The organism is Allobosea sp. Root381 (genome assembly GCF_001429395.1).
Lineage (GTDB): Bacteria > Pseudomonadota > Alphaproteobacteria > Rhizobiales > Beijerinckiaceae > Allobosea.
Genome location: NZ_LMJT01000034.1, coordinates 1 through 25,508, shown reverse-complemented (window position 1 = coordinate 25,508; position 25,508 = coordinate 1). Strand labels below are relative to the sequence as shown.

At 65.9% G+C, this 25,508-nt stretch carries 28 protein-coding genes, 1 tRNA gene and 1 pseudogene; 20 read left to right on the top strand and 10 right to left on the bottom strand.

Annotated features, from left to right (window positions below):
- The first annotated feature begins 32 nt into the window (after nt 1-32).
- The 4 genes from ASE63_RS19960 to ASE63_RS19945 all read left to right on the top strand — a co-directional run bounded on the left by ASE63_RS19960 (nt 33) and on the right by ASE63_RS19945 (nt 3,504).
- Complete coding sequence (locus ASE63_RS19960; RefSeq protein ID WP_056805440.1) at nt 33-302, top strand: YARHG domain-containing protein; 270 nt, start codon at nt 33-35, stop codon at nt 300-302.
- Between the two features lie 207 nt (nt 303-509).
- A complete protein-coding gene (locus tag ASE63_RS19955) occupies nt 510-1,379 on the top strand; it encodes a prephenate dehydrogenase (protein WP_082610147.1) in 870 nt (289 codons plus the stop codon).
- The gene (locus tag ASE63_RS19950; protein ID WP_056805437.1) at nt 1,376-2,998 is read left to right on the top strand and encodes an ABC-F family ATP-binding cassette domain-containing protein; all 1,623 of its coding nucleotides are present in this window, start codon (nt 1,376-1,378) and stop codon (nt 2,996-2,998) included. Before ASE63_RS19955 ends, ASE63_RS19950 begins: the two co-directional genes overlap by 4 nt.
- A gap of 77 nt (nt 2,999-3,075) precedes the next feature.
- Nucleotides 3,076-3,504 carry a group III truncated hemoglobin gene (locus ASE63_RS19945; RefSeq protein ID WP_056805431.1) on the top strand — a complete coding sequence of 143 codons (429 nt, stop codon included), beginning with the start codon at nt 3,076-3,078 and terminating at the stop codon, nt 3,502-3,504.
- A gap of 17 nt (nt 3,505-3,521) precedes the next feature.
- Here the strand turns inward: ASE63_RS19945 and ASE63_RS19940 are convergent, their stop codons facing one another.
- Nucleotides 3,522-4,004 (bottom strand): SRPBCC family protein, encoded by a 483-nt coding sequence (locus ASE63_RS19940; RefSeq protein WP_056805429.1) that lies wholly within the window; start codon nt 4,002-4,004, stop codon nt 3,522-3,524.
- Nucleotides 4,001-4,345, bottom strand: coding sequence for a metalloregulator ArsR/SmtB family transcription factor (locus ASE63_RS19935; RefSeq protein ID WP_056805426.1), 345 nt, complete (start codon nt 4,343-4,345; stop codon nt 4,001-4,003). Before ASE63_RS19935 ends, ASE63_RS19940 begins: the two co-directional genes overlap by 4 nt.
- Nucleotides 4,346-4,476: 131 nt before the next feature.
- On the opposite strand from ASE63_RS19935, the gene ASE63_RS19930 reads away from it, so the two are divergent.
- From ASE63_RS19930 to ASE63_RS19915, 4 genes are all read left to right on the top strand, one after another.
- On the top strand, nt 4,477-4,896 hold the full coding sequence (locus ASE63_RS19930; protein ID WP_056805422.1) for a secondary thiamine-phosphate synthase enzyme YjbQ: 420 nt from the start codon (nt 4,477-4,479) through the stop codon (nt 4,894-4,896).
- Between the two features lie 70 nt (nt 4,897-4,966).
- Nucleotides 4,967-5,254, top strand: a complete 288-nt coding sequence (locus ASE63_RS19925; protein WP_056805419.1) for an HlyU family transcriptional regulator — start codon at nt 4,967-4,969, stop codon at nt 5,252-5,254.
- Nucleotides 5,255-5,357: 103 nt separating this feature from the next.
- Nucleotides 5,358-5,918 (top strand): type 1 glutamine amidotransferase domain-containing protein, encoded by a 561-nt coding sequence (locus ASE63_RS19920; RefSeq protein WP_056805416.1) that lies wholly within the window; start codon nt 5,358-5,360, stop codon nt 5,916-5,918.
- Nucleotides 5,919-6,096: 178 nt separating this feature from the next.
- The gene (locus tag ASE63_RS19915; protein WP_056805412.1) at nt 6,097-7,344 is read left to right on the top strand and encodes an MFS transporter; all 1,248 of its coding nucleotides are present in this window, start codon (nt 6,097-6,099) and stop codon (nt 7,342-7,344) included.
- Here the strand turns inward: ASE63_RS19915 and ASE63_RS19910 are convergent.
- A complete protein-coding gene (locus tag ASE63_RS19910; RefSeq protein WP_056805408.1) occupies nt 7,317-7,739 on the bottom strand; it encodes a VOC family protein in 423 nt (140 codons plus the stop codon). The genes ASE63_RS19915 and ASE63_RS19910 overlap by 28 nt on opposite strands.
- A 133-nt stretch (nt 7,740-7,872) precedes the next feature.
- On the opposite strand from ASE63_RS19910, the gene ASE63_RS19905 reads away from it, so the two are divergent.
- The 4 genes from ASE63_RS19905 to ASE63_RS19890 all read left to right on the top strand — a co-directional run bounded on the left by ASE63_RS19905 (nt 7,873) and on the right by ASE63_RS19890 (nt 11,662).
- Nucleotides 7,873-8,244, top strand: coding sequence for a hypothetical protein (locus ASE63_RS19905; RefSeq protein WP_056805405.1), 372 nt, complete (start codon nt 7,873-7,875; stop codon nt 8,242-8,244).
- The gene (locus ASE63_RS19900) at nt 8,237-8,647 is read left to right on the top strand and encodes an acyl-CoA thioesterase (RefSeq protein ID WP_056805402.1); all 411 of its coding nucleotides are present in this window, start codon (nt 8,237-8,239) and stop codon (nt 8,645-8,647) included. The genes ASE63_RS19905 and ASE63_RS19900 overlap by 8 nt, the downstream gene beginning before the upstream one ends.
- Nucleotides 8,648-8,948: 301 nt before the next feature.
- Nucleotides 8,949-11,348 carry a methyl-accepting chemotaxis protein gene (locus tag ASE63_RS19895; RefSeq protein ID WP_056805398.1) on the top strand — a complete coding sequence of 800 codons (2,400 nt, stop codon included), beginning with the start codon at nt 8,949-8,951 and terminating at the stop codon, nt 11,346-11,348.
- A gap of 238 nt (nt 11,349-11,586) precedes the next feature.
- Nucleotides 11,587-11,662: transfer RNA gene (locus ASE63_RS19890), tRNA-Ile, on the top strand.
- Nucleotides 11,663-11,709: 47 nt separating this feature from the next.
- On the opposite strand, the gene ASE63_RS19885 is transcribed toward ASE63_RS19890, so the two are convergent.
- The 5 genes from ASE63_RS19885 to ASE63_RS19865 form a co-directional block, all read right to left on the bottom strand.
- Complete coding sequence (locus ASE63_RS19885) at nt 11,710-12,966, bottom strand: SDR family oxidoreductase (RefSeq protein ID WP_056805396.1); 1,257 nt, start codon at nt 12,964-12,966, stop codon at nt 11,710-11,712.
- On the bottom strand, nt 12,963-14,132 hold the full coding sequence (locus ASE63_RS19880; RefSeq protein ID WP_056805393.1) for a DegT/DnrJ/EryC1/StrS aminotransferase family protein: 1,170 nt from the start codon (nt 14,130-14,132) through the stop codon (nt 12,963-12,965). Before ASE63_RS19880 ends, ASE63_RS19885 begins: the two co-directional genes overlap by 4 nt.
- Nucleotides 14,133-14,323: 191 nt before the next feature.
- Nucleotides 14,324-15,586 carry a glycosyltransferase gene (locus tag ASE63_RS19875; protein WP_056805389.1) on the bottom strand — a complete coding sequence of 421 codons (1,263 nt, stop codon included), beginning with the start codon at nt 15,584-15,586 and terminating at the stop codon, nt 14,324-14,326.
- A gap of 456 nt (nt 15,587-16,042) precedes the next feature.
- Complete coding sequence (locus ASE63_RS19870; protein WP_162261812.1) at nt 16,043-16,909, bottom strand: sugar nucleotide-binding protein; 867 nt, start codon at nt 16,907-16,909, stop codon at nt 16,043-16,045.
- Between the two features lie 315 nt (nt 16,910-17,224).
- Entirely contained in the window at nt 17,225-17,692 is a 468-nt protein-coding gene (locus tag ASE63_RS19865; protein WP_244491489.1) for an Lrp/AsnC family transcriptional regulator, read from the bottom strand.
- A 121-nt stretch (nt 17,693-17,813) separates the two neighbouring features.
- Here ASE63_RS19865 and ASE63_RS19860 point away from each other — a divergent pair, with 121 nt between their 5' ends.
- From ASE63_RS19860 to ASE63_RS19825, 8 genes are all read left to right on the top strand, one after another.
- Nucleotides 17,814-18,779, top strand: coding sequence for a DMT family transporter (locus tag ASE63_RS19860; protein WP_244491487.1), 966 nt, complete (start codon nt 17,814-17,816; stop codon nt 18,777-18,779).
- A 167-nt stretch (nt 18,780-18,946) separates the two neighbouring features.
- Nucleotides 18,947-19,666 carry a cupin domain-containing protein gene (locus tag ASE63_RS19855; protein ID WP_082610144.1) on the top strand — a complete coding sequence of 240 codons (720 nt, stop codon included), beginning with the start codon at nt 18,947-18,949 and terminating at the stop codon, nt 19,664-19,666.
- The gene (locus tag ASE63_RS19850) at nt 19,666-20,526 is read left to right on the top strand and encodes a GNAT family N-acetyltransferase (protein WP_056805377.1); all 861 of its coding nucleotides are present in this window, start codon (nt 19,666-19,668) and stop codon (nt 20,524-20,526) included. The genes ASE63_RS19855 and ASE63_RS19850 overlap by 1 nt, the downstream gene beginning before the upstream one ends.
- A gap of 16 nt (nt 20,527-20,542) precedes the next feature.
- Nucleotides 20,543-21,469: a glyoxylate/hydroxypyruvate reductase A gene (locus ASE63_RS19845; protein WP_056805376.1), complete on the top strand. Its 927-nt coding sequence runs from the start codon at nt 20,543-20,545 to the stop codon at nt 21,467-21,469.
- Nucleotides 21,470-21,635: 166 nt separating this feature from the next.
- A complete protein-coding gene (locus ASE63_RS19840) occupies nt 21,636-22,049 on the top strand; it encodes an AraC family transcriptional regulator (protein WP_056805374.1) in 414 nt (137 codons plus the stop codon).
- A gap of 39 nt (nt 22,050-22,088) precedes the next feature.
- Entirely contained in the window at nt 22,089-23,483 is a 1,395-nt protein-coding gene (locus tag ASE63_RS19835) for an aminotransferase class III-fold pyridoxal phosphate-dependent enzyme (RefSeq protein WP_056805372.1), read from the top strand.
- 99 nt (nt 23,484-23,582) lie between these two features.
- Nucleotides 23,583-24,068, top strand: coding sequence for an Lrp/AsnC family transcriptional regulator (locus tag ASE63_RS19830; protein WP_348271371.1), 486 nt, complete (start codon nt 23,583-23,585; stop codon nt 24,066-24,068).
- Between the two features lie 97 nt (nt 24,069-24,165).
- A complete protein-coding gene (locus ASE63_RS19825) occupies nt 24,166-24,588 on the top strand; it encodes a DUF1801 domain-containing protein (RefSeq protein ID WP_244491485.1) in 423 nt (140 codons plus the stop codon).
- A gap of 21 nt (nt 24,589-24,609) precedes the next feature.
- Here ASE63_RS19825 and ASE63_RS19820 read toward each other — a convergent pair whose 3' ends face one another.
- Nucleotides 24,610-25,341 (bottom strand): MOSC domain-containing protein, encoded by a 732-nt coding sequence (locus ASE63_RS19820; protein ID WP_156410500.1) that lies wholly within the window; start codon nt 25,339-25,341, stop codon nt 24,610-24,612.
- Nucleotides 25,338-25,508, bottom strand: a pseudogene (locus ASE63_RS28605) (peptide ABC transporter permease); the annotation flags it as partial. The gene ASE63_RS19820 and the pseudogene ASE63_RS28605, both read right to left, overlap by 4 nt.

Here is a 25,508-nt window from a genome sequence, read left to right as displayed (position 1 = left end):
CGAAGCAGCCTGCCGAACGATCGAGAGACGCCATGCCGCGCCTGCCGCTGATCTGCCTCGCACTGTCCATCGTCGGTTCGCCGGCGCTGGGGCAGGCGCTCTGCGACGAGATGTGGGGCGAGCGCAATGCGATCTATTTCGACGCCGGCTACTGCTTCAAGACGGCACGCGCCAAGGCTGCCTTCGGCGACAATGCCGATTGCCGGTATGAGAACATCGCGGATGTTCCGCTGACGGCCCGCCAGCGGGCCGATATCGCCGCGATCCAGCAGCGTGAACGGAAGCTCGGCTGCCCACGCTGATGGGCGAGGGCGGTTCCAAGTCCGCTCCCGGTTGACAGTCCAATTCCACTGCGCTTCAAGCAGGCCATGAACCAGGCTACCAACCTCGCCCGGAACTATTACGCCCCGTCCTCATAAGGCGGGTCGCATTCTCATGCTTCAACCGCCGCGCTGGCGGTTGAATTTTGGCAGTCACCCGGCATCGCGGCCCTCTCAGGGACCAAGACGATGCCGATCTCGAAAAAATCCTTCCATTCCATCGGGCTGATGGGCTTCGGCGCCTTCGGGCGGCTGATGGCGCACCATCTCCAGCCGCATCTGCCGGTGATGGTTTTCGATCCGCAGCAGCCCGCGCTTCCCGATCCCACGGGTTGCGGCCTCGTGCCCGGCACCATCGCCGAGGTCGGAGCCTGCGACATCGTCATCCTCGCCGTGCCGGTCGATGCCATGAGCGACGCGATCGAGGCCTTGCGCCCGCATCTGCGCGCCGGGGCGATCGTGCTCGATGTCGGTTCGGTGAAGATCGAGCCGGCGCGCCGGCTGCTGGCGGGCTTGCCCGATCATGTCGAGATCATCGGCTCGCATCCGCTGTTTGGCCCCCAGAGCGCCCGCAACGGCATCGCCGGGCTGAAGATCGCGCTTTGTCCGGTGAGGAGCGAGAGCGCCGGGCGCATCGGCGCCTTCCTGCGCAGCAGGCTGAAGCTGGATGTCATCCTGACCACGCCGGATGCGCATGACCGCGAAATGGCGATGGTGCAGGGCCTGACCCATCTCGTCGCAAAAATCCTCGTCGGGATGGGGCCGCTGCCGCGCCGGATGACGACGCGCAGCTTCGAACTCTTGATGCAGGCAACAGAGATGGTGCGGCATGACGCGCCATCCGTCTTTCACGCCATCGAACGCGCCAACCCTCATGCCCGGGCGGTGCGCGAGCGCTTCTTCGCCCATGCGCATGAGATCACGGCGGCGCTGGATGCGGCGCATGAGCAGGTTCAGGCACCGGCCGCAGCCCGGACGGGCGCGCACCACCCTTCCGAAATCGACATCCATGCCCTATTGCAGCGCAACATCACGCAGGAAGCCCACGCGGAACCATGATTCGTCTCGAAAGCATCGGCAAGCAGAACGGCCAGCAGATCGTCTTCATCGAGGCCTCGGCCACGATCCAGCGCGGCGAAAAGGTCGGCCTCGTCGGCCCCAACGGCGCCGGCAAGACCACGCTGTTCCGCCTGATCACACGCGAGGAGCAGCCCGACGAAGGCCAGGTCCAGGTCGATCGGGGCGTCACCATCGGCTATTTCAGCCAGGATGTCGGCGATATGTCCGGCGTCAGCGCGGTTTCGGCCGTGATGGACGGCGCCGGCCCGGTCAGCAGCGTCGCTGCCGAGTTGCGCGAGCTGGAAGCCGCGATGGGCGACCCGGACCGTGCCGACGAGATGGACGAGATCATCACCCGCTATGGCGAGGTGCAGGGCCGCTTCGAGGAGCTCGACGGCTATGCGCTCGACGGCCGCGCCCGAGAGGTCCTGGACGGCCTCGGCTTCAGCCAGGAGATGATGGACGGCGATGTCGGCGCGCTTTCGGGCGGCTGGAAGATGCGCGTCGCGCTCGCCCGCATCCTGCTGATGCGGCCCAACGCCATGCTGCTCGACGAGCCCTCGAACCATCTCGACCTCGAGAGCCTGATCTGGCTGGAATCCTTCCTGAAGGGCTATGACGGCGCACTGCTGATGACCTCGCATGATCGCGAGTTCATGAACCGCATCGTCGGCAAGATCGTCGAGATCGATGCCGGTGCGCTGACCAGCTATTCCGGCGATTACGAGTTCTACCAGCAGCAGCGGGCGCTCTCCGAGAAGCAGCAGCAGGCCCAGTTCGAGCGGCAGCAGGCGATGCTCGCCAAGGAGATCGCCTTCATCGAGCGCTTCAAGGCGCGTGCGTCGCATGCGGCGCAGGTCCAGAGCCGGGTCAAGAAGCTCGACAAGATCGAGAAGGTCGAGCCGCCCAAGCGCCGCCAGACGGTGTCCTTCGACTTTCCACCGGCGCCGCGCTCAGGCGAGGACGTCGTCACGCTCAAGGGCGTGCACAAGCGCTATGGCAGCCGCACGATCTATGACGGGCTGGACTTCCAGATCCGCCGCAAGGAACGCTGGTGCGTGATGGGCATCAACGGTGCCGGCAAGTCGACCCTGCTGAAGCTGGTCACCGGTTCGACCGAGCCGGACGACGGCACGGTCGCGGTCGGCGGCTCGATCAAGCTCGGCTATTTCGCCCAGCATGCGATGGAGGTGCTGGACGGCGACCGCACCGTCTTCCAGGCGTTGGAGGACCGCTTTCCCCAGGCGGGACAGGGCTCGCTGCGCGCGCTCGCCGGCTGCTTCGGCTTCTCCGGAGACGATGTGGAGAAGCGCTGCCGCGTGCTCTCGGGCGGCGAAAAGGCGCGTCTCGTCATGGCGACGATGCTCTACGACCCGCCGAACTTCCTCGTGCTCGACGAGCCGACCAACCATCTCGACATCGCCACCAAGGAGATGCTGATCAACGCGCTGGCGCAGTACGAAGGCACGATGCTTTTCGTCAGCCACGACCGCCACTTCCTGGCGGCGCTCTCCAACCGCGTGCTGGAGCTGACACCGGAGGGCGTCCATGCCTATGGCGGCGGGTATACCGAATATGTCGCGCGCACCGGCCAGGAGGCGCCGGGGCTGCGGAGCTGAGCTGATCTAGCGCAAGGCGAACTGCCGCATGCCCGGATAGGGTGGCGCACCGACGAGCGAGCCACGACCGACAGATCATGACCGACAACCCGCTGACACAGCCCGGCGCTGCCCATCTCGCGATCACCGATGCAATGATCGCGGCGCTGGTGCGTCGCTTCTACGAGCGGGCGCGCGAGGATGCGTTGATCGGGCCGATCTTCATGGGTGCGGTGCATGACTGGGACGAGCACATCGCCAACATCACCGATTTCTGGAGCTCGGTGATGCTGCGCACCGGCCGCTATCAGGGCCGGCCGATGCGCCCGCATCTGATCCTGCCGCTGGAGCCGCAGCATTTCGACCGCTGGCTCGCGCTGTTCGAGGAGACCACAGCCGAAATCTGCGGCGCGCCGGACATCGCAGCCGCCTTCACCGTGCGGGCGCGGCGCATCGCCGACAGCTTCGAGATGGCGCGCGCGAGCCAGCGCGGCGAGATCGCAGGGCCGCGGCATAGCCTTCGTTGAAGCGATAGCCGGGCGGCTCAGAGCGTTCTGGCCAGTGCGACCAACTGGTCGAGGGCGGTGCCCCAGCCCTGGTGGAAGCCCATATCCTCGTGCTTCTTCTTGTCTCCGGCATCCTTGTGGAGGGCGCGGGCGATGTAGAGCGTGCCCTTCGGACTGGGGGCGATCGAGACCGACGCGCTCATGAAGCCGCTCCCGAGCGGGCGATAGCCGGGGCCGAGCGCATCGGTGAAAGCGAGATAGCTCTCGGGGATCACGGCGAGTACGCAGCCGGTGCTGTCGTGCTTTTCGCCGTCCGGGCCCTCCATCACCGTGCGGAACTTGCCGCCGGGACGCAGGTCGAGCTCGCAGGCGGTCGTCCGCAAGGGCGCGGGGGTGAACCACTGCATCAGCAGCTTCGGCTCCGTCCAGGCCCGCCAGATCAGACGTGGCGGCACCTCGACTTCGCGCTTGAGCTCGAGGTCGAGCGATGCATCGAACACGGTCGCATGCGTATCGGTCATCCGTTTTCCTCCTGTTCTTGCAGTTGAAGGACCAGCCGGTCGAGCTGGTCGAGACGCTTTGTCCAGAGCGAGCGTTGCTTTTCGAGCCACTGTTCGGCGGCTGCCAGTGGCTCCGGCCGCAGGGTACAGGTGCGGACCCGGCCGCTCTTGCTTGTCGCGACGAGGCCGCAATCCTCCAGCACCTTGAGATGCTGGAGAAAACTCGGCAGCGCCATTTCGAACGGCCTGGCGAGCTCGCTCACCGAGGCCGGCCCGTGGCCCAGTGCCTGGACCACCGCGCGCCGCGTCGGGTCGGCTAGCGCTTTGAAGGCTTCATCGAGGGCAGGCTGGGGGCTGGTCATGACGCCAATCCTGCGTCGGGAATTTAGTTAGGTCAATGCCTAAGTGTTAGGGCGGCGGATCGTGGGCTTGATCTCGCAGCCTGGCTGCGGCCTGTTTCCTGACGCAACATGCCGGAAGGAGGTGGGCTACGATGCAGACGATCCTCGCCATCGAAACGAAAGGGCCGGGCCTCTACGAATTCACCGATCGCGCCGCGGCCTTCGTCGGCGAGGCGGGCGGCGAGACCGGGCTCCTGACCCTGTTCCTGCGCCATACCTCTTGCTCGCTGCTGATCCAGGAGAATGCCGACCCGGATGTGCGGCGCGACCTCGATGCCTTCTTCCGCCGGCTGGTGCCCTCGGCCGACGATCCGGCCATGGCCTATCTTGTCCATCGCGCCGAGGGGCCGGACGACATGCCGGCCCATATCAAGGCGGCGATGCTGCCGGTTTCGCTGACGGTGCCAGTGCGCGAGGGGCGGCTCCTGCTCGGCACCTGGCAGGGCATCTATCTGTTCGAGCATCGCCGCAGTCCGCAGCGCCGCGAAGTCGTGCTGCATCTTTCGAGATAACCCGCGGCTTGGCAGGGCAGGCAGCTGCGGCTACTTCTCCCGCCAACGCGTCCGAGCTGAGGAGAACCCGATGTCCTTCCTGAAATCCCTGTTCGGGGGCCGCAAGGCGGCGGACGAAAAGCCGGCCGGCCCGGCCAAGACCATCGAGCACAACGGCTTCACCATCCATGCGACGCCCTATCAGGAGGGCGGCCAGTACCAGCTCTGCGGGATCGTCGAGAAGCTGGTCGACGGCGAGCTGAAGAGCCATCGCTTCGTCCGGGCGGACCGCTTTCCCGGCCTGGCGGAGGCGACCGACTTCACCCTGACCAAGGGCCAGCAGCTGGTCGACATGGAAGGCGAACGCATCTTCCGCTGAGGCAAGAAGTCAGAGACAAGACGGCGCGGTGGCGCTTTTCCCGGGAACGCTTCCCGGCCCAGGCTGTTTCCTGAACAGACCCCAACAGTTCAGGAGAAAAGCCATGAGCGATCTGGCCGGCAAGAAGATTCTCATCCTCGCGACCCACGGCTTCGAGCAGTCCGAGCTCGACGTCCCCCATGCCGCCCTGCAGAAGGCCGGCGCAACGGTCGATATCGCATCGCCGGAAACCGGCGAGATCAAGGGCTGGGAAGGCAAGGACTGGGGCCGGCCGGTCAAGGTCGATCGGGCGCTCGACCAGGTCCAGGCCCGGGACTACGACGCGATCGTGTTGCCCGGCGGGCAGATGAATCCCGACACGCTGCGTGGCAACGACGAGGCGCTGGCGCTGATCAAGGATTTCTTCGACCAGGGCAAGGTGGTCGCGGCCGTCTGCCACGGCCCCTGGCTGCTGATCGACAGCGGCATCGCCAAGGGGCGAAAGGTGACCTCCTACAAGACGATCCGGCAGGACATGGTCAATGCCGGAGCGCAGTGGGAGGACAGCGAGGTCGTGACCGACAAGGGCGTGATCACCTCGCGCCAGCCCGGCGACCTGCCGGCCTTCGTCGCCAAGATCATCGAGGAGGTGCGCGAGGGCCGGCACGAGCGCCGCGCCGCCTGAGGGCGCCTTCAGAACCGATTTCGAGCCGCGGCCCGCAAGGGCCGCGGTTTTTATTTGGGGCGAGGCCGCTCATCCGCGCGACGCGCGACAGGGCTGTGTCGGGCGCGCTTGCCCAGCGGGCGCTTACTGCTAATCCTGCCGGAAATATCACGAGCCGGATAGCGGCCGCCGAGGAAACATGACCCAGAACGCCGAGCGTTATCAGCCCGATTCTCCCTATGCCTGGCTGCGCCTGGCCGTCGCGCTGGTGATCGGGACGGTCGCCTGCGTCGGCTCCTGGTCGGTCGTGGTGGTCCTGCCGGCGATGCAGGGCGAGTTCGACACGCTGCGGGCCGGCGCCTCTCTGCCCTATACCAGCGCCATGATCGGCTTCGGCGCGGGGCAGATCATCATGGGCCGGGTCGCGGATCGCTACGGCATCGTCGTCCCGATCGTCGCCGGCGCGCTCCTGCTTGCTGCCGGCTATGTCGCGGCCTCCATGTCGCAGTCGCTCTGGCAGTTTGCGCTGGCGCACGGGCTCCTGATCGGGCTCGGCAGCTCCGCCGGCTTCTCGCCGCTGATCTCGGACCTCTCGCACTGGTTCCGCCGGCATCGCGGGCTGGCCGTGGTCTGCGGTGCCTCGGGCAGCTATCTCGCCGGCGTGTTCTGGCCGCAGATCATCACCTGGGGCCTGGCGAACCATGGCTGGCGCGCGACCCATTTCGGCATCGCCATCGCGACGCTGGTGATCATGCTGCCGCTGGCGCCGTTCTTCCGGCGTCAGCCCGCCGCCGCGACGTTGGCTGCTGCCGAAGCGACCAGCGCCGGCGCGCGCGGCGATCTCGGCCTCAGCGCCGGCCAGCTCCAGCTCCTGCTCTGCGTTGCGGGCTTCGCCTGCTGCGTGGCCATGGCGATGCCGCAGGTCCATATCGTCGCTTATTGCGGGGACCTCGGCTACGGCGTCGCGCGCGGCGCGGAGATGCTCTCGCTGATGATGCTGCTCGGCATCGTCAGCCGCATCGGCTCGGGCTTCGTTGCGGACCGGATCGGCGGGGTCGCGACGCTGGCGATCGGCTCGCTGATGCAGGGCGTGGCGCTGTTCCTCTATCTCTGGTTCGACGGGCTGCAGTCGCTCTACGTCGTCAGCGCAATCTTCGGCCTGTTCCAGGGCGGCATCGTGCCGATGTACGCGGTCATCATCCGCGAATACCTGCCGGCGAAGCAGGCGGGCGTCCGCATCGGCCTGGTGATGTCGGCGACGGTGCTCGGCATGGCGGCGGGCGGCTATTTGTCGGGCCTGATCTTCGACTATTTCAGCTCCTACCGCATGGCCTTCCTCAACGGGCTCGCCTGGAACTTCGTCAACCTCAGCATCGTATGCTGGCTGATGCTGCGGGCGCGGCGTCCCTCGGCGCCGGTTCAGTTCGCGGGCGAGGCGGGCCGGTAGGTCCCGAAGCACCAGACATGCCCTTCGGGGTCCCTGGCGATGAAATCGCGGCTGCCATAGGGCTGGTCGGTGGGCTCCACGCAGATCTCGGCGCCGGCTGCGCGAGCGCGCTCGCAGCGCGCGTCGATGTCGTCGGTCGCGATATAGGGCGAGGCCGTGGTGCCGCCGAGTTCGGCCGGCCTGGAGACGAGCTTGCCGAATTCATTGCCCTCCGCCGAGCCGAGCATGATGAAGCTCGATCCCATGCGGAGCTCGCCGTGAAGCAGCGTCCTGCCGTCCTCGGAATAATGCGCGGCGTGCTTCTCGAAGCCGAAGGCCTCGATCAGCCAGTCATACATCTTGACCGCGTCGGCGTAGCGAAGCGAGATGCAGATCATGGCGGGTGTGGGATTCATCGAGGCGTCCTCCTGTCCTGTCGGCTGCGCTTGACGCCAGCCTGCGTCGGGTCTGAACGTGGAGCAAGTCCAGAGGCCTGAGAATGAGTCATGCTGCCGAGGAGCGACGTGGCCGACCTGAGCAGAGCGCGCGATGAAGGAACTCCTCGCCTTCGAGCATCGCCGGCAGGCCGTGATCCCGCGGCGGCGCTTCCTTGTGCGGCTGGGGCGCGCCATCCTGCTCTGGCTGGGCCTGGCCTGCATCGGGCTCGCGATCGGCATGACCGGATATGCCGCGACCGAGGGAATGAGCGCCATCGACGCCTTCATCAACGCCTCGATGATCCTCTCCGGCATGGGGCCGGTCGACCAGCTCAAGACCTCGGGTGGCAAGCTCTTCGCCGGCTTCTACGCCTTGTTCTCTGGCCTGTTCGTGGTCATCGCCTCGGGGTTCGTGCTGGCGCCGGTGCTGCATCGCGTGCTTCATTCCTTCCATGTCGAACAGGGAAAGAGCGACGATGACTGAACCCGGCCTTGCGCCAGAGGAAGAGCCGCGCGGCGACCTGACGGTGCGCATCAATGCGATGCCGGGCGACACCAACGCCAATGGCGACATCTTCGGCGGCTGGGTGATGTCGCGGATGGACGCCGCGGGCGGCATCGCCGCCGTCGACCGCGCCCAAGGGAGGGTGGTGACGGTGGCGGTCGATGCCATGACCTTCATCCGCCCCGTCAAGGTCGGCGACGTGCTCAGCGTCTATACCGAGGTGGAGTCGGTGGGCCGTACCTCGATGAAGATCCATGTCGAGGCCTGGGCCAAGCGCTTCCGCACCGCAACCCATGAGAAGGTGACGGATGCGACCTTCACCTTCGTCGCCATCGACGAAGAGGGACGGCCGAGGCCGGTTCCGAGACCGCTGGAGGACTGAGCGGTAGCCCGCCCCGGAGAGGCGAAAACCTAACGAGGGCTTAAAGGGCTCCGAGGCGATGTGATTCAGAAGAATCCGTCCGCTTAAGCGTTCTTTAAGCGCATCCGACCGATCCTGCTGCCTGACAAGGATCACGCTGGCCGGCAGGTCGGGGCAGTGCCGGGTCGGGGTTGCCTGTCAGACGCCGCATCGAAGCGGCGCGAATGGGCCTGTTTGTGCGCCGCTGCTTCTGCGGATCCGGCGCGCATGCCTCGCACCAGCATGCTGCCCCATATGCCGGGAGGCATTCGGGGAGCGATCGATGACGAAGGCCAGTAAACCCGTCCGCCAGCGCAAGGCGGTACGTATCGGGATCGCCGCGCGCATCTATGCGGCGCTCGGCCTGATGACGGGCCTCACCATGGTGGCCTGCTCCGTGGCCTGGCTCTCCTATGGGCGAATCGACCGGACGGTCGGCGAGCTGGTCTCCGAGAAGATGCCGGTGGTCGAGCTCGCGCTCGAACTCTCCCAGGCCGCCACGCAGTCGACGGCACTCGCCGCCCGCTTCAGCGAGGTCGAGTCCGCCCGGCAGCGCTCGATGCTGACGAGCGAACTCGATACGGTCGAGGGGCGTCAGATGGCGCTGCTGCATCGCATCGCCGAGCAGGGCAAGGTCGACAAGACGAAGACGCAGTCCGCGATCGACACGCTTGCCCGCCAGATCAACGACATCAACGCTCTGACAGGCGACCGCCTGCGCAATGCGGCGGATCAGGCGGAAGCGCTGACGAAGCTCTCCAGGGCGCGCGACGGCTTCACCGCCCTGGCCGATTTCGAGACCACCGACGCGCAGTTCAACGTCAAGATGAACATCACCAGCGCGGCCCAGATGACCGGCCAGGATTTCGAGAACGCGCTCGCGAGCATCATCGACAAGGATCTTGGCTCCCTGCAGACGGCGCAGGCCCTGCAGCTGCAGGTCAGCGAAATGGTCGGGTTGCTGCGCGAGATCTCGCAGATCGTCAACCGCGAGGCTCTCGACAACGCCAAGTCGCGGTTCAACGCGCTGCTCGGCCAGGTCCGCGGCTTCGCGGAGCAGGCCCAGGCCATCCTGCCAAACTCGGTGCGCACCGAGGCGGTCAACGCCGTGATCGCGCTTGGTGAGGGCGAGGGCGGCATGATCGCCATTCGCGAGCGCGATCTTGCGACCCGCGCGGGGATCGCGGCCGGCCTCCAGCAGACCCAGGCGGCCGCGCAGGCCGTGCGCAACCAGGTCGCCGAGCTCGTCACGGCGGCTCGCGGCGAGGCGCAGGTCGCCAGCAGCTCGACCAGCGCGCTGATCCAGCAGAGCAAGATGTGGCTCGGCGCCATCTGGATCAGCTCGCTGCTGATCGCGCTTTCGCTGTCGCTCTTCTACATCCGCCCGGCGATCATCGGGCGCCTGAACCGGCTCTGGGCCGCGACCCGCGCCATCGCCGACGGCGCACTCGAGACCGTCGTCGACACCAAGGGCAATGACGAGATCACCGACATCTCGAAGAGCGTGCTGGTCTTCCGCGACAACGCGGTCGCGCTGCGCGCCGCGGAGGCTGCCAAGATCGAGGACGAGGCGCTGGCCCAGGCTCGCCGCCGCGAGATGATGCAGGAGCTCGGCAACGCTTTCGGCGAAGTCGTGACTGCCGCCGCGGCCGGCGACTTCAGCCGCCGCGTTCAGTCGAACTTCGCCGATGCCGAGCTGAATGCGCTGGCCGGATCGATCAACGAGCTGCTGGAGACGGTGCAGGGCGGGCTGAAGGAAACCTGCCATGTGCTGGCCGAGCTTTCGGCCGGGCATCTTTCGACCCGCGTCGAGGGCATCTACCAGGGGGCGTTCGCCGAGCTGAAGCACGGCACCAACGGCCTGGCCGACGAGTTCGAGAGCACGCTCGCCAAGCTCTCCGAGACTGTTGCCGCCGTGCGCAGCGCGACGACAGAGATCCTCGACGGCGTCACCGATCTTGCCGAGCGCACGAGCGAGGAGAGCAACGCCGTCTCGATGGCCACCAACCAGCTCGGCGCCTTCGCCGGCACGGTGAAGAAGACCGCTTCCGAGGCAGCCCAGGCGACCGGCATGGCCGAGGGCGCCGAGAGCCAGGCCCAGCAGGGTGAAAAGGTGGTCGCCTCCGCGCTCGAGGCCATGCAGCGCATCCGCACCTCCTCGAACAAGATCTCCGAGGTCATCGCGATGATCGACGAGATCGCCTTCCAGACCAACCTGCTGGCGCTGAACGCGGCTGTCGAGGCGGCGCGGGCCGGCGACAGTGGCCGTGGCTTCGCAGTCGTTGCGACGGAAGTCCGCAGCCTCGCCAAGCGCTCGGCGGATGCCTCCAACGACGTCAAGAAGCTGGTCGAGGCGGCGCATGGCGACGTCAAGGTCGGCGTGGGGCTCGTCGAGGAGACGGCGCAGATGTTCGAAGCCATCGTCGCCTCGGTCAACGACCTGACCGGGCTGATGAACGGCATCTCGCAGACCGCAAAGAACCAGGCCAGCGACGTCTCGGCGATCAATCACGAGATCGACGGCATCGGCACCATGGCCCATCAGAACGCGGCGCTGGTCGAGGAGACCAATGCCGCGCTCGCCCTGACCGACGAGCAGACCCGCGCGCTGAGCGAGCACATCGCCCGTTTCCGCTTCCGCGAGGGGCACCAGGCCGAGCAGCACATGGCGGAGGCCGCCTGATAGGCGCCGCCGGCACCGCCGGCCGGGTTGACCCGAACGCAATGCAAAGGCCCCGCCGTCGCGAGACGGCGGGGCCTTTGCATTGCGTTCGGCCAGATCGATGCGTGTCCCAACGGACGCGACATCTCGATCTATCCGCTTGTTCAGGCATCGAACTGATCCGCAAAGTGGATGCCACTTTTCGGTCCGGTGCGCAGCGGCCTTGCCTGCCCGGCAGCCGCGATGCTAGGCGAGGGGCGGGCCGGTAGCTCAATGGTTAGAGCTCGCTGCTCATAACAGCGCCGGTGCCGGTTCGAGTCCGGCCCGGCCCACCAATTCTGATCAACGAGACTTGGTGCAGCCACTCAACTGTCTCGCCGCGTCAAATGACTCCCGCCAGCGTAGCTTCGAGGGCGCCAGCCAGCCTCGGGATGCGTTCGGCAAGCCCGAAGTATTCCTCCGAAGGATCAGGTTCGACGCCCCCGATCATACCGATGATACCGATCAGAGCGGCGGCGGTGCGGGCTGCTTGGCCGCCGGATGAATTCTTGGAAACAGCGGCTGCGATTGCGACCTGCCTCGCCGCCAGGCTCGGGTCGGGCTCCACCTTGCTCCCGGCAAGCGAGCGCGCCTCCAAGCCGAAGTTCCACAACCGCTGCATCTGGATGATATGGCTATACCACGCCACCGTCTTGGTAATGAGCCCGCGCTCGACCTGGTTCGCCATGAGCGCGCGATAAATCTCGATCACGCCTTCAGCTATGCCGACAGAAGCGGAAAAGCCCAGGGCCTCCCGTGCCCTGTCGAATTTGACGCTGTAGTCGCGCTTGTCCGCGCCGCCGGGAGTGAACTGAACCTGGACCGGAGCAGGGATGGCCTTGCTCACCACTTCGCTCAGTTCGTTCATGCGGAAGTTCGCCAGGCCGATGTTGAAGACTTGCCCACCGATGCCTCGGTCGCATGCCTCGAGCGCGCATATGAATGCTCTTGCGGCATCCTGGACATGGACCAGTGGCCGCCGTTGCTGCCCGCCGCCGGTCACGACGATCTGTCCGGTTTCGAATGCGCTCAGGGTCATGACATTGACGACGAGATCGAAGCGCATGCGTGGCGACAGGCCGAACATCGTTGCATTGCGTAAGGCGACAGTGGCGAATCCGGGGCGGTTCATGCCTCGGATCGCTTCTTCGGCCGTTGCTGCCGCCCGAGCATAGGCTGTCAGAGGTCGCAATGCGCTGTCCTCGGACAGATCCGCTCGCCCACCGGCGCCATAGACCGAGCAGGAGCCGGAAAAGACGTAACGCTCGACGCCCGCGCTCCTGGCGCTGCGAGCCAGATCGATCCGCCCCTTCTCATTGATTTCCCAGGTCAGGGCGGGATCGAGTTCAGCCGATGGGTCATTCGACAGCGCCGCCAGGTCGATGACGGCCCAGCAATCTTCCAGGTCGCGCGGCGTCACGTCACGAATATCGATCGTCTTCAGCTCGAGCCCCGGATGATCGAGATAGCGGCCAAGCGTATTCAATCCAAAGAAGAAGCGATCCACCGCTTTCACCCGATACCCCGCATCCAGCAACCGCCCGACCAGGATGGAGCCGACGTAGCCGGCAGCGCCAGTAACTGCGATCGTCTTGTTCATAGCGCAGCCACTCCTCTTTCTTCTGTTTCGCTGGAATCAAGGAACGGCAGGATCTCGTAGCGAAGGACGTTCAGAATGTAGTCCTGCTCTGCCTCCTGCAGGGTCGGAAACAGCGGCAAGGACAGCGTGCCCTCGCCCCAAGCGCGCGCAACCGGGAAGCTGCCCCGGCGCACCGATGCATCGTTTCGATACAGGCTGAGCTCGGTCACGCTGCGATAATTGACCGTCGCGCCGATGCCCTGGTCGTTGAGCATGCGCATGAGCCAGTCCCGACGGCCATCAGGGACATGGATGGCAAAGAGATGGCGCGCCGAAACCGCCCCGGCCTCGATCGTTGGAAAGCTGATCGGCGTATCTGCGAAGCTCTCCTCATAGCGCCGGGCCAGTGCCTCGCGCTGCTCCAGCCGGTCGTCGACGGTTTCGAGCTGCCCTTCGAGAAGGACGGCCAGGAGATCGGGAAGATTTGCCTTCGTTCCGAGCCGCTCCACATCCCAGTGCTGATAGCGTCCGGCTGAGAAACGCTGGGCCGCTGTGGCGGACATGCCGTGCAGGACGGTTTCATTCAGGTTGGCGGCCAGCTCGGCATCGTTGGTTATGACCGCGCCGCCCTCGCCGCAGGTGACGTTCTTCGTCGCGTAGAACGAGAAGATCGCGGCGTCGCTGTCCGATCCGGGGCGACGGCCGGCTCGTCTGCCTTCGAAGCAGTGAGCGGCATCCTCGATGATCTTGATGCCCGCGGGCAGCGCGGCGCGCAGGGCAGGGACATCCACCATCTGACCGTAGAGGTGGACGGGGATGACGGCTTTGGTTTGCGGCGTGACGGCGGCCTTGACCAAGGCGATGTCGATCAGGAGCGTCGAGGGTTCGACATCGACAAAGACAGGCCTCGCCCCAACCTGCTTGACGACGTTCGCTGTCGCCACGAACGTCATCGCCGGCACGATGACTTCATCGCCAGGCCCTATGCCAAGGGCGAGCAGGGTCGCCACTGCGCCTTGAGTCCAGCTGCTGGTCAGCTTTGCATGCGAAACATTGAAGATGGCGCGCAGCCGTTCCTCCACCCGGGAGCAACGTTGCCCACTCGTCAGAAAGCCGCTCTGTATCACTTCAGCGACAAGTGCAGCGCTGCTCGCATCTAACGAATGACGGTAGAACGGAACTTTCATGCCCTCCTCCTGTTGTGTAATTTTAATTCTGTTTTGATATTCTACTAAAACTACTTATATTATTTCTTTAATATGGTGATGTGTTGGATCTAATACTTATCAAATAATAGATTTAACTCTTATTACTCGATGATATGCCATTAATTGCCGTGTACAATTCGATCCATAAGAGGTAATCCCTTTGAGCTTTTTCAGATTGCTGCACATTGCTGGACATGGGCCGTCGCACGGGCTTCGCCGACGATCGGGCGCCCGCAATAGAGATCACGCAGCGACGCGGCGATCGCCGTCCAATCGCCGATCGAAAGCGCGACGCGATAGGCGCTCTCCGACAGCATGCGCCATTGGGCCGGCCCGATCTTCTCGGCTGCGTGCATTGCCTCCGCGACGGATTCGGCGTTGAGATCGGCAATTGCGAGCCCGGCGCCGGCGGCCTCAACCTGGTGAAGGAGCCCGGTTCCTTCCGAAAGGATGAGCGGCAGGCCCATGAGGCCGGCTTCCATGAGCGCCAGCGGCATATGGTCGAAGCGTGACGGGGCGACATAGAAGTCCCACTCGCTTGCGGTCCGGAGCTTTTCTTGTCCGAAACGGGGACCCTCGATCGAGCTGACGTCGGCTACGTTGGCTGCAGCGCACATTTCCGCAAGTTGTTGATGGGATTGCCCGCTGCCGAACAGTGCGAGCCTGCCCTTGCCTCCGGCATGGCGATAGCGCGCGAAGCCCTCGATCAGCAGATCCAGGCCTTTATGCTCGATCGCCAGGCGCCCGAAGAACCCGAAGATCGGAAACTCGGCGGAAGGAGCGAGGCGAGTCGGAGCCTGCGGGACCCCGTCCAGGCGGCTCGAATAGACAGCGTTGGGCAGGAGTACGACCCTGGCGCCGGGAACAAGCCGACGCACCACCTCGGCTTCGTGCGGGGTCAGGGCATGGACGAAGCGGGCCGCCTTCAGCGCAAAGCTCTCGACAAGCCTGACGTAAAAGGCGGTCTTCGGTCGCTCCAGCTTGTGGTCCAGGCTGTAGATATGTGCAAACCGGCTATGCGCGGTGATACCGTAGGGTATCTGCCGCGGGCGCAGGGCACGTACGATCGGGAGGAGGAGCGGCTGCCTGACGCCGTGGATATGATAAACGGTCGATGGCCCCGCATCCGCCAGGACAGCGTCCAGGACATCCTGATCGAGCCCGATGTTGCGGCCCAATATCCGGCGTCCCCGAAGCGGCAGAATCTGTGCTGGGATGCCGGAAGGAACCTCGGGATCGCGGCCCGGCGCGGCTAGGAAGACGAGGCGCGAATGGTCGCCTGCATGAAGTTGCTCCAGTGCGAGCTGCCGTGCCACCTGATGCAAGCCGTTGGCCGCTGACGGATGATCATCGGCTTCGTCGAAGATCAGGTGCCGGATATCGAGTGGCCGTACCGGCGAGCCACGTTCAGCAATCCCACCACTCAAGCTCATTGCACAAACCTGTCGCATTGCGTGCGCCGTGATCGACCCTGCGGGATCCGTATCCGCTCCGCAGCCTGGGTGCCGGTCCTTGGGTACCGGTCGAGGTGAGCGCTATTGTTCGGCGTTCGCGACGGGCGAGGATAGTGCGCGGAAGGGGTACCACCATCAGGCGTTCGCTCGCCGCCATCCCCCTGGAGGCGGAGTGAGCAGGCGAGCGGCTCGAATGGCGCAAGCCAGGACGGTGCGGAGCAGCCGGCTTTCCTCGTCGGCAGCGGTTCTCGCGACGGCATGGATCGGGAACGGGCCGCTCGGATAGGCGGCATGGACCGCCGGATACGGCGGGAGTGGGCCCGTCCCGGTTAGGCGAAAGCCGACGGTATCAGATGCCTCTCAAGGCGGGATCACGCTTCGGAGGTCTACTTCCACGCAGCCTCTGCCCGCAGCGGACGCTTCCGCGCTCCGTCTCTAACGATCGAAGGCTGCGGCAAACGTCTCCGGTTGCGCCATCGTCGTGCGCCAGTCGAGCTCTTCGCCAAACAATTCGGCCGCGAGGCTGCAATCAAGGGCGCTATATCGAGGGCGCGGAGCGGCGGAGGCAAAGTAGGCCATGGGAACCCGCTCGATCCGAGGCGTTCGCCGTCCTGCTTTCTGCAGCGCCTGGAATGCCGCAGCGACCCAGTCCGCGCGTGATACGGCGGGCGAACCCGCCAGGTGAAGGATTCGAGGGATGCCGTCGCCCGCCTTCATGTGCTCTGCCAGGCGCAGCAACCTCCTGGCGAGCGCAAAAATGGGAGTTGGCGAGCCGATCTGGTCGCAGGCGACCTTGGCGACATCGCCCGGGGCCCGCAGAAGATGGGTGATAAAGTCTCTGCCGTCGCCGAACAGCCACGCAACCCTGGCTATGCAGACGCCTTCGCCGACGGCGAGGACGTTTCGCTCGGCCTCGGCTTTCAAACGACCATAGTTGTTGATCGGCGAGACGGGATCGTTCTCGCGCCACGGTCGATTGATCGCTTCACCGAACACGTAGTCGGTTGAAACATGGATGAAGGACGCGCCCATCTCCGCACACGCTTGCGCCATTTGGCCGGGCGCGCGCGCATTGACGGCCTGCGCGTGATCCATCGCGCTTTCGGAAGCATCGACATTGCTGACAGCCGCCGCGTTGATGACAGCGTCCGGGCGCAACCGTGCCAGTACAGTTTTCAAGGCAAGACTGTCCGTAATGTCCAGTTCTGCTCGCGATAGTGCTTGCACCCGAGGCCCGCCAACCGCCGACAGGGCGCGCGCAAGCCGGCCATTTCCGCCGCTGACGAGAACCTGGATACTCACCTGTCTCCCCTTTTGAAGACAATCTGATCTCTTAGAGTCCGTTTGGACACGCCAGCCCTCATCCTGAGGAGCCGCGAAACGGCGTCTCGAAGGATGAGGGCTGAGAGCGTTTCCAAACAATCTCTAGGAGACCAACCCGAAGGAAGTTGCGCGGTTTCAGCAGAGTATGATTCCGCCAGGTTGCCAGACACGATGGAGGCGACGATACCCTGGTCCGAAACCCTCGGCGTGATCATGCACGCCGAGGGGTGCACTCTTCAAGTGATTGAGCGGCCGGCGACCGCCACCAATTCTTGGCACCAAGAGCCGAAAGGCTCAGTCCACGGCGGGGACGATCAGCGCGGTGTCGAATTTTACCCGATCCAGGGCGATCAGCGTGCGGTAACCGCGAACCGCCTCATTGTCTCCAAAGAGGCGACGGGTCAGTTGCTCATAAGATCGCATGTCGGCGGTGACGATGATCAGCACGAAGCTGACGCCGCCCGTCGCGAAATAGCATTGCTGGACCTCTGGCGTATCCCGAAACAAGGCCTTGGCCGCATCGACGCTTTTCGAGCGCTCATCGCCGAGCTGGACTTCGACGATCGCCGTGATTCCGAGGCCAAGAGCGTCGGGTTCGACGATTGCGACATTCTTCGTGACGACACCGGCGCTTTCCATCGCGGCGATCCTGCGCTGCACGGCAGCGGCGGACAGATTGACCGCTTCTGCGATCTTGCGCTGCGGGGTCTTCGCATCCCGCTGAATGATGCGGAGGATCGCCCGGTCGAACGCGTCCAACATGCGGGATCGCAAAGCTCTATTGGTCATGCCCGAGTTTTTGTTGCGTTTGCCTGCCAGATCAAGAGCGCATGCCTCACCGGCACAATGATATCGCTCACTCCGGTCTTGGATGGAGCCCGGTGTGGAACTCACCTCGCGATACGGTTCGGCTCAAAGCGGCATGGCCGCCGGCATTGCTTGCGGCGCCGGCGCCGGCGCACTCTGGGGGCTTGTCTTCCTGGCGCCGGAACTGGTGGCGGGGTTCAGCCCCTTGCAGCTTACGATCGGCCGCTATCTTGCCTATGGCGCGATTTCTGCAGCGCTGATCGCTCCACGATGGAGCGCGCTCAGGCACGTTCTGGGGCGAGACGAATGGATCATGCTTGCCTGGCTCGCCCTGGCCGGCAACACATTCTACTACATCCTGCTGGCAGCGGCGGTGCAGATCGGCGGGATGTCGATGACATCGCTCGTCATCGGCTTCCTGCCCGTCGTCGTCACGATCGCCGGCAGTCGCGATCGGGGTGCAGTGCCACTGCGGCAGCTCCTGCCCTCGCTTCTCATGTGCGCGGCCGGGGTCATCTGCATTGGCTGGGGAGCGATCGTCTCTCCGTCGGCCGGCTCCGTCGCGCAGCAGGTCATCGGCCTGGTTTGCGCTGCCGGCGCCCTCGCGTCATGGGCCTGGTTCGCTGTCGGCAACAGCCGCGCGCTGACGCGAGTCCGAACTGTTTCCGCTCACGAGTGGAGTTTGCTGATCGGTCTCGTCACGGGGGCTCAGGCTCTGATCCTGATCCCCTTCTCGATTGCTTTCGAGTCGATGCAGCACGCCGCGGTCGACTGGGCGAAGCTCGCCGGCGTATCGATCGGCGTCGCTGTCCTCGCCTCCATTCTCGGCAACGCCTTGTGGAACCGGATGAGCCGCCTGCTGCCTCTGACGATGGCTGGCCAGATGATCCTGTTCGAGACGCTGTTTGCTCTGCTCTACGGATTCCTGTGGGAGCAGCGCTGGCCCCGCGCCTTGGAGGTCGCTGCTTTCGGCCTGGTCGCCATCAGCGTCCTCTCCTGCATCGCCGCGCATCGCGGGCACCAACGCGATGTCGCGCATTGAGGGAGGCCAGCCGCGGCGGCCGCGCAGCGGATACCGGCATGGCGTTCTACCGGAAGGATCGGCCGATGGCGTTTCCCAAAGCTTCGCCGGAAAGATAGTCCAATCAAGCTGGGCAGCATTGCCTTAGCGCCTTGCCTTCCGAAACGCGCGCTCCGGACCCTACGCCCATGACGTCTTCTGCCATCCTGTTGCTCAACCGCGCCTCCGGCGCGCCGGTGCCGCCGTTCCTGCGCGGGGCGCTCGGGCCTGCCGACCCCTTCGCTGCGGGGCGTGAGCTGGCCTGGTCGATTCCCGTGGCGGCGGGCGGTTGCGTGGACTTCGCCGGCAGCGTCGAGATCGCGGCATTTCCGCATACCGAGGCGCTCGTCGTGCTGGCCGGCGCGTTGACGCTGGTGGCCGATGGCGCGGCGGCGCTGACGGTCCCGGCCGGAAGCGGGGCCGTCATCGCGCGCGGGACGCGGCTGCGGATCGAGGCGGCGGCCGGCACGCGTTGGGCCTTCTATGCCGGCACGGCCGGGACGGCCCTGGCGCCCGGCGTGACGCGGCTCACGGCGGATGCGGCGCTCTCGTCTTCGGCCGCGCCGCCTGCCGATGTCCTGACAGGACCGGCGCCGCAATGCCGCAGCTTCAACGCCTTCACCGAGGAGGCCGCCAATCTGCGCGCCGGCCTGTGGGATTCGACGCCCTATGCCCGCATTTCGCGGCCGCACAAGGTGAGCGAGTTGATGCATGTCCTCGACGGCGCAGTCGACCTGACCGGGGCGGACGGCAAGGTCGTCACCGTCGCGAAGGGCGATACGGTGCTGGTGCCGCAGGGCACCCCTTGCGCCTGGGACAGCCGCGTTCATGTCGCCAAGTTCTATGTCGTCCACGAGGTGGCCGGCTGATGTCGGATGTCGGGCATCCGGAGGCTGCGATCCTTCGCGCGGTCGCATCGAGCGATGCAGCGGCCTGCGAGGCGCTGTCGCGCGCGGTCGGCTGGCCGCATCGCGCCGCGGATTGCGCGATGGCGATAGGGCTCGGCCACGGCGTCGTGGCGGAGCTCTCCGGCGAGGTCGTGGCGGTGGGGATGTGGTGGCCCTATGGCGACAGCCACGCGACGGTCGGGATGATCATCGTCTCGCCCGATCATCAGGGCGCCGGTCTCGGCCGCCGGGTGATGCAGGCGCTGCTGGCGCAGGCAGAAGGCCGGTCGCTGATGCTCAATGCGACGGTCGCCGGCCAGCCGCTCTATGAGCGGCTGGGCTTCACGGCCCATGGCGAGGTCTGCCAGTATCATGGCGAGGTGCTGGAGGTTGCAGCGCCCGTGCTCGCGAACGGAACGTTGCTGCGGGCGGCGCTGCCTGCCGACATGCCGGTTATCTCGCGGCTCGACCGGGCTGCCAGTGGCCTGGAGCGCGGCGCCCTGCTGGCATCGCTCCTCGAACGCGGCGAATGCGTGCTGATCGAGCGCGATGGCAGGCCTGTTGGCTTCAGCATCCTGCGCCGGTTCGGGCGGGGGCTCGTTGTCGGGCCCGTCATCGCCGACAATGACGGCGATGCGCGGGCGCTGGTGGCATATTGGCTGCATGGCCGGACGGGACAATTCATTCGCGTGGATATCCGTGCCGACGCATCCTTCGCGGATTGGCTGATCCAGCGCGGGCTCGAGCCCGCAGGCAGCGTCATCGCCATGGTGCGCGGCAGACTGCCGGTGGCGCCGGGGCCGGCGCGGCTCTATGGGCTGGCCAACCAGGCCCTCGGTTGACCGACAGAGGTATTCAATGGCGCTTCTCTACAAATCCGATCCGGCGCGCGGCGCCGAATGGGCCAGGATCCTGGCCGAGAAGGCACCGGAGCTTTCCTTCCGCATCTGGCCCGAGATCGGCGACCCGAGCGAAATCCGCTACTTCTTCGCGTGGATGCCGCCTGACGATTTGGCGACCCGGTTCCCCAATCTCGAGCTGATGATGTCGGCCGGCGCCGGCGTCGACCATCTCGATCTCTCGAAGCTGCCGCCCGATCTGCCGGTGGTGCGGATGGTCGAGCCCGGCATCGTCGACAGCATGGTCGAGTTCGTCTCGATGTCGGTGCTCGCGCTGCATCGCGACCTCATCGATTACGTCGCGCAGCAGCGGGAGGAGGTCTGGAAGCAGATCCGCGTGCGCCCGGCGGCGACGCGGCGCGTCGGCGTGCTCGGCCTCGGCATGCTGGGCGAGGCGTGCTGCCGCAAGCTGACCGGTTTCGGCTTCCAGGTCGCGGGCTGGAGCCGCTCGGGCCGCGAGATCGAGGGCGTGGCATCCTATGCCGGCGCTGACGAACTGCCGGAGTTCCTGGCGCGTACCGACATCCTGGTCTGCCTGCTGCCGCTGACCGACGAGACGCGGGGCATGCTCGATGCGGAGCTGTTCGCGCAACTGCCCAAGGGCGCGAAGCTGGTGAACACGGGGCGCGGGGCGCATCTCGACCAGGACGCGCTCCTCGCCGCGCTCGACAGTGGCCAGATCTCGGCGGCGGTGCTCGACGTGGTGACGCCGGAGCCGCTGACGCCGGGCCACCCGCTCTGGAGCCATGCCCGCGTGCTGATGACCCCGCACATCGCCAGCATGACCCAGCCGGAGACGGCGGTGGAGGTCGTGCTCGAGAACCTACGCCGTCACCAAACGGGCGAGCCGCTGATCGGCCTCATCGACCGCAAGCGAGGCTACTGATCCTGCTCGGCACCTCGGCTGCTGCGCGAAGCATGATCTGCTGCCGAGGCGGCTCAATAGGGCAGGGGATGTCATGGCGCCCCGCCAAGGCCGTGCCGACGGCGGGGCGGGGCATACTAACCTCCGGGCAAGGCGGAGCGCCGTCAACGGAGGTCTTGGTCGGTCCATGCAGGAGCCAGTTGCGGAGAGCGGGGTCGCGCTGCCGGAGCACGCCAGCATCGGCATCCGACGCGCGCTCGACCATATCGAGCGCAATTTCACCGACGCGATCTATCTCGAGCGCCTGGCTGCGCTCGCGGGGTTGAGCGTCTGCCGTTTCGTCACCGTGTTCCGGCGGCAGGTGGGGCTGACGCCGCATCGCTTCATCTGCCACCGCCGCATCGGCTATGCGAAGCGGCTTCTGCGCGACGGCGTGCCGATGGCGCTGGCCGCATCCGAGGCCGGCTTCTTCGACCAGAGCCATTTCTCGCGGCACTTCAAGAACATCTGCGGCATCACGCCGGGACGCTATCTGCGGGAGTTCGACAAGGCGCCGCAAAGGCGGCGCGGCACCGAGCCCTGCCTGCAGAGCGCCGCCTGACCGTCCTTCCAATTCGCCTATCTCCCATAGGAGCCCGCCATGACCGTCAACTCGCTCGAAGCCCTCGACCGCCGCCACTGGGTCCATCCGGTCGCCAACTGGGCCGGCCATGAGAAGCGCGGCGTCACCATCATGAAGTCCGCCAAGGGCGCCTTCATCACCGATGCCGACGGCCATGAGCTGATCGACGGCTTCGCTGGGCTCTGGTGCGTCAATGTCGGCTACGGTCATGAGAGCATCGTCGAGGCCGCGGCCGCGCAGATGCGCGAGCTGCCCTATGCCACGGGCTATTTCAGCTTCGGCAGCGAGCCGACGATCCTGCTCGCGAGCAAGCTCGCGGAGCTCACGCCCGGCGATCTCAACCACATCTACTTTTCGCTCGGCGGGTCGGACGCCGTCGACAGCGCGCTGCGGCTGATCCAGTTCTATTACAACGTCACCGGCAGGCCGGCGAAGAAGGCGATCCTCTCGCTCGAGCGCGGCTATCACGGCTCGAGCTCGACCGGCGCCGGCGTCACCGCGCTGCCGGCCTTCCACGGCAATTTCAACTTCCCGGCGCATGTCCAGCACTATGTTGCCCCGCCTTATGCCTATCGCAATGCGACGGGCTCGGACGACGCGGCGGTGATCGCGGCCAGCGTCGCCTCGCTGCGCGCCAAGGTCGAGGCACTCGGGGCCGACAATGTCGCTGCCTTCTTCTGCGAGCCGGTCGTCGGCTCAGGCGGCGTGATCGTGCCGCCGAAGGGCTGGCTCAAGGCGATGCGCGATACGGCCGCCGAACTCGACATCCTCTTCGTCGCCGATGAGGTCATAACCGGCTTCGGCCGCACCGGGCCGATGTTCGCCTGCGAGGCGGAGGGCGTCGTGCCGGACATGATGACGATGGCGAAGGGGCTGACCTCCGGCTATGCGCCGCTGGGCGCGCTCGCGATCGGCGAGAAGGTCTATCGCGGCATCAAGGACAATGCGCCGGAGGGCGGGCCGGTCGGGCACGGCTACACCTATTCCGGCCATCCGGTTTCGGCCGCTGTCGCGCTCGAGGTGCTCAGGCTTTATGACGAGGGCGGTATTCTCGCCAATGGCCAGCGCGTCGGTGCCTATTTCGAGAAGAAGCTGGCGACCTTGGGCGACCATCCGCTGGTCGGCGAGGTGAGGGCGCGCGGCCTGCTCGCTGGCGTCGAGCTGGTCGCGGACAAGGCGACGAAGGAGAAGCTGCCGCGCAGCGTCAAGCTCGCCGACCATCTCTTCGCCCGCGGCTACGCCAATGGCGTGATCTTCCGCGCCTTCGCCGACGACATCATCGGGCTGGCGCCGCCGCTGTGCTGCAGCGAGAGCGAGATCGACCTGATCGTCGCCCGCCTGCGCAAGACGCTTGACGACATGCTGGCGCTGCCGGAGGTGGCGGCCGAGCTGCGCGGCGCGAAGGCGGCGTGATCCTTGCTTTGCCTGGGACGGCGAACGGGCTAGGTTTGCCGTCTCGTTGCGGTGCACCTTTGCGCTGCGCGGAAGGCGTTGGGTGAGGCTTTCGTCGTGATACCGGGCGCGCGGCTCGACCGCATCGACATGAAGATCCTGATCGAGCTGCAGAACAACGGCAGGATGACCAACGTCACCCTGGCGGATGCGGTCGGTCTTTCGCCCAGCCCCTGCCTGCTGCGGGTCAAGCGACTGGAGCAGGCCGGCTACATCTCCGGCTATGGCGCGACGATCAATCTACAGAAGCTCGGCGAGACCATCACGGTCTTCACCGAGGTCACGCTGCAGGACCACACCAAGGAATACTTCATCCGCTTCGAGACGGCGCTGCGCCGCGTCGACGAGGTGGTGGAGTGTCATCTGGTCAGCGGCGGCTACGACTACCTGATCAAGTTCGTGACGCGCGGGCTGACGCATTACCAGTCGTTGATCGAGACGCTGCTCGACCGCAACATCGGCATCTCGAAATACTTCAGCTACATCGTCATCAAGTCGCCGATCCAGAAGTCGGGCTACCCGCTGCCGGTGCTGTTCAACAGCTGAGGTCTTTGCCAAACCGATGCCGTTGCCGTCATTGCGGTAGCATGCCTGTATCGTTTTGGGCACTCGGTCCGGACGAGGTAGTGACGAGAGAGGCATCTTGGCAGGTGAAAGCAAACCGACGGTGCTGCTCTCCGGCGGCAACCCCCAGATCGCGAAAGGCGATGGCGATGCGCCGGTACAGGCCTATATCGCGGCCATGCCAGGCTGGAAAAGCGATCTCGGCCGGCGGCTCGATGCGCTGGTGACGCGAACCGTGCCCGATCTCAAGAAGGCGGTGCGCTGGAACTCGCCCTTCTATGCGGCCGAGGGGAAGGGCTGGTTCGTCTCGTTCCATGTCTTCACCCGCTATGTGAAGGTGACGTTCCTGCAGGGGACCTCGCTCGACCCGCTCCCGCCCGGCGGCACGGCCCGCAGCGGCGAGGCGCGCTGGATCGACATCCACGAGAACGACACGCTCGACGAGGAGCAGATGGCCGCCTGGATCAGGCAGGCTGCGGCCCTGCCGGGCTGGGTTCCGTAGAGCACTGCCGCCTGGAAACGCTCAGCTGCCGAGCCTGACTGTGTCGCCCGGCCGGACCTCGCCCGGCGAGAGCACGTCGCAATAGATCCCGAAATTGCGGCGATAGCGCCTCACCACGTTCCGCAGCAACTCGACGTCGAGCGGCAGGCCCTCCTGCTCCAGCGTGATGAAGCCGCAACGCCCGCAGGGCTCGCGGCCACGCAGCACCACCGTGCCGATCCGGATCTCGCGGCCGATCCAGCCCTGCTCCGGCATCGCCTCCGGTCCGTCGGGCCAGTCGACGACGATGTTGGGGCGGAAGCGGCGCTCGTCGATCACGCTGTCGGGCATGTCGCGGCTGAGGCTGCGCATGCCCGCCGTGGTGACGAGATGGATCGGCGCATGCTCGTAGCGCGGCCGGAACCCCTCCGCGCCGAACGGCACGAAGGGTTCGAGCCGCGGCGTGAAGCCGAAGACCTGCGCAAGCCGCTCCAGCGTCGCCGGATCGTCCGGCGCAGCCCATACGGAACCATCCGCAGAGATCGCGACGCCCTCGCCGGTGAAGCGCGCATGGCCGAGCGGCACCTGGACGAAGTGTTTCTCCCGGCCTGGCGAGGCGATCCGCCCGGTCTGCGCATCGAGCAGGCCCCAGACCCGATCGCCCTCGACGCCGCCCGGCTCGATGGGGGAATGGTCTAGCCTTTCGCCCCCCATCGAGCTGACGGGATAACGCCAGAGCGTGGTGACGGATCCCTTCGCGGCAGTCTCTGTCACGGCTGGTCCATTCTTGGGTCGAGCGCGTCCCTGAGTCCGTCGCCGACGAAGTTGAAGCTTGTGACGGCGAGGGTGATGGCGAGGCCGGGGATGATGGCGAGCCAGGGCGCGCTGGTCAGGTAGCTCTGGGCGCTTTCGAGCATGTTGCCCCAGCTCGGCCAGCTCGG

Coding starts and splice junctions, on each gene's coding strand:
- ASE63_RS19960 (WP_056805440.1), top strand. CDS start 33: ATGCCGCGCCTGCCGCTGATCTGCCTCGCACTGTCCATCGTCGGTTCG.
- ASE63_RS19955 (WP_082610147.1), top strand. CDS start 510: ATGCCGATCTCGAAAAAATCCTTCCATTCCATCGGGCTGATGGGCTTC.
- ASE63_RS19950 (WP_056805437.1), top strand. CDS start 1,376: ATGATTCGTCTCGAAAGCATCGGCAAGCAGAACGGCCAGCAGATCGTC.
- ASE63_RS19945 (WP_056805431.1), top strand. CDS start 3,076: ATGACCGACAACCCGCTGACACAGCCCGGCGCTGCCCATCTCGCGATC.
- ASE63_RS19940 (WP_056805429.1), bottom strand. CDS start 4,004: ATGACCGATACGCATGCGACCGTGTTCGATGCATCGCTCGACCTCGAG.
- ASE63_RS19935 (WP_056805426.1), bottom strand. CDS start 4,345: ATGACCAGCCCCCAGCCTGCCCTCGATGAAGCCTTCAAAGCGCTAGCC.
- ASE63_RS19930 (WP_056805422.1), top strand. CDS start 4,477: ATGCAGACGATCCTCGCCATCGAAACGAAAGGGCCGGGCCTCTACGAA.
- ASE63_RS19925 (WP_056805419.1), top strand. CDS start 4,967: ATGTCCTTCCTGAAATCCCTGTTCGGGGGCCGCAAGGCGGCGGACGAA.
- ASE63_RS19920 (WP_056805416.1), top strand. CDS start 5,358: ATGAGCGATCTGGCCGGCAAGAAGATTCTCATCCTCGCGACCCACGGC.
- ASE63_RS19915 (WP_056805412.1), top strand. CDS start 6,097: ATGACCCAGAACGCCGAGCGTTATCAGCCCGATTCTCCCTATGCCTGG.
- ASE63_RS19910 (WP_056805408.1), bottom strand. CDS start 7,739: ATGAATCCCACACCCGCCATGATCTGCATCTCGCTTCGCTACGCCGAC.
- ASE63_RS19905 (WP_056805405.1), top strand. CDS start 7,873: ATGAAGGAACTCCTCGCCTTCGAGCATCGCCGGCAGGCCGTGATCCCG.
- ASE63_RS19900 (WP_056805402.1), top strand. CDS start 8,237: ATGACTGAACCCGGCCTTGCGCCAGAGGAAGAGCCGCGCGGCGACCTG.
- ASE63_RS19895 (WP_056805398.1), top strand. CDS start 8,949: ATGACGAAGGCCAGTAAACCCGTCCGCCAGCGCAAGGCGGTACGTATC.
- ASE63_RS19885 (WP_056805396.1), bottom strand. CDS start 12,966: ATGAACAAGACGATCGCAGTTACTGGCGCTGCCGGCTACGTCGGCTCC.
- ASE63_RS19880 (WP_056805393.1), bottom strand. CDS start 14,132: ATGAAAGTTCCGTTCTACCGTCATTCGTTAGATGCGAGCAGCGCTGCA.
- ASE63_RS19875 (WP_056805389.1), bottom strand. CDS start 15,586: ATGAGCTTGAGTGGTGGGATTGCTGAACGTGGCTCGCCGGTACGGCCA.
- ASE63_RS19865 (WP_244491489.1), bottom strand. CDS start 17,692: ATGTTGGACGCGTTCGACCGGGCGATCCTCCGCATCATTCAGCGGGAT.
- ASE63_RS19855 (WP_082610144.1), top strand. CDS start 18,947: ATGACGTCTTCTGCCATCCTGTTGCTCAACCGCGCCTCCGGCGCGCCG.
- ASE63_RS19850 (WP_056805377.1), top strand. CDS start 19,666: ATGTCGGATGTCGGGCATCCGGAGGCTGCGATCCTTCGCGCGGTCGCA.
- ASE63_RS19845 (WP_056805376.1), top strand. CDS start 20,543: ATGGCGCTTCTCTACAAATCCGATCCGGCGCGCGGCGCCGAATGGGCC.
- ASE63_RS19840 (WP_056805374.1), top strand. CDS start 21,636: ATGCAGGAGCCAGTTGCGGAGAGCGGGGTCGCGCTGCCGGAGCACGCC.
- ASE63_RS19835 (WP_056805372.1), top strand. CDS start 22,089: ATGACCGTCAACTCGCTCGAAGCCCTCGACCGCCGCCACTGGGTCCAT.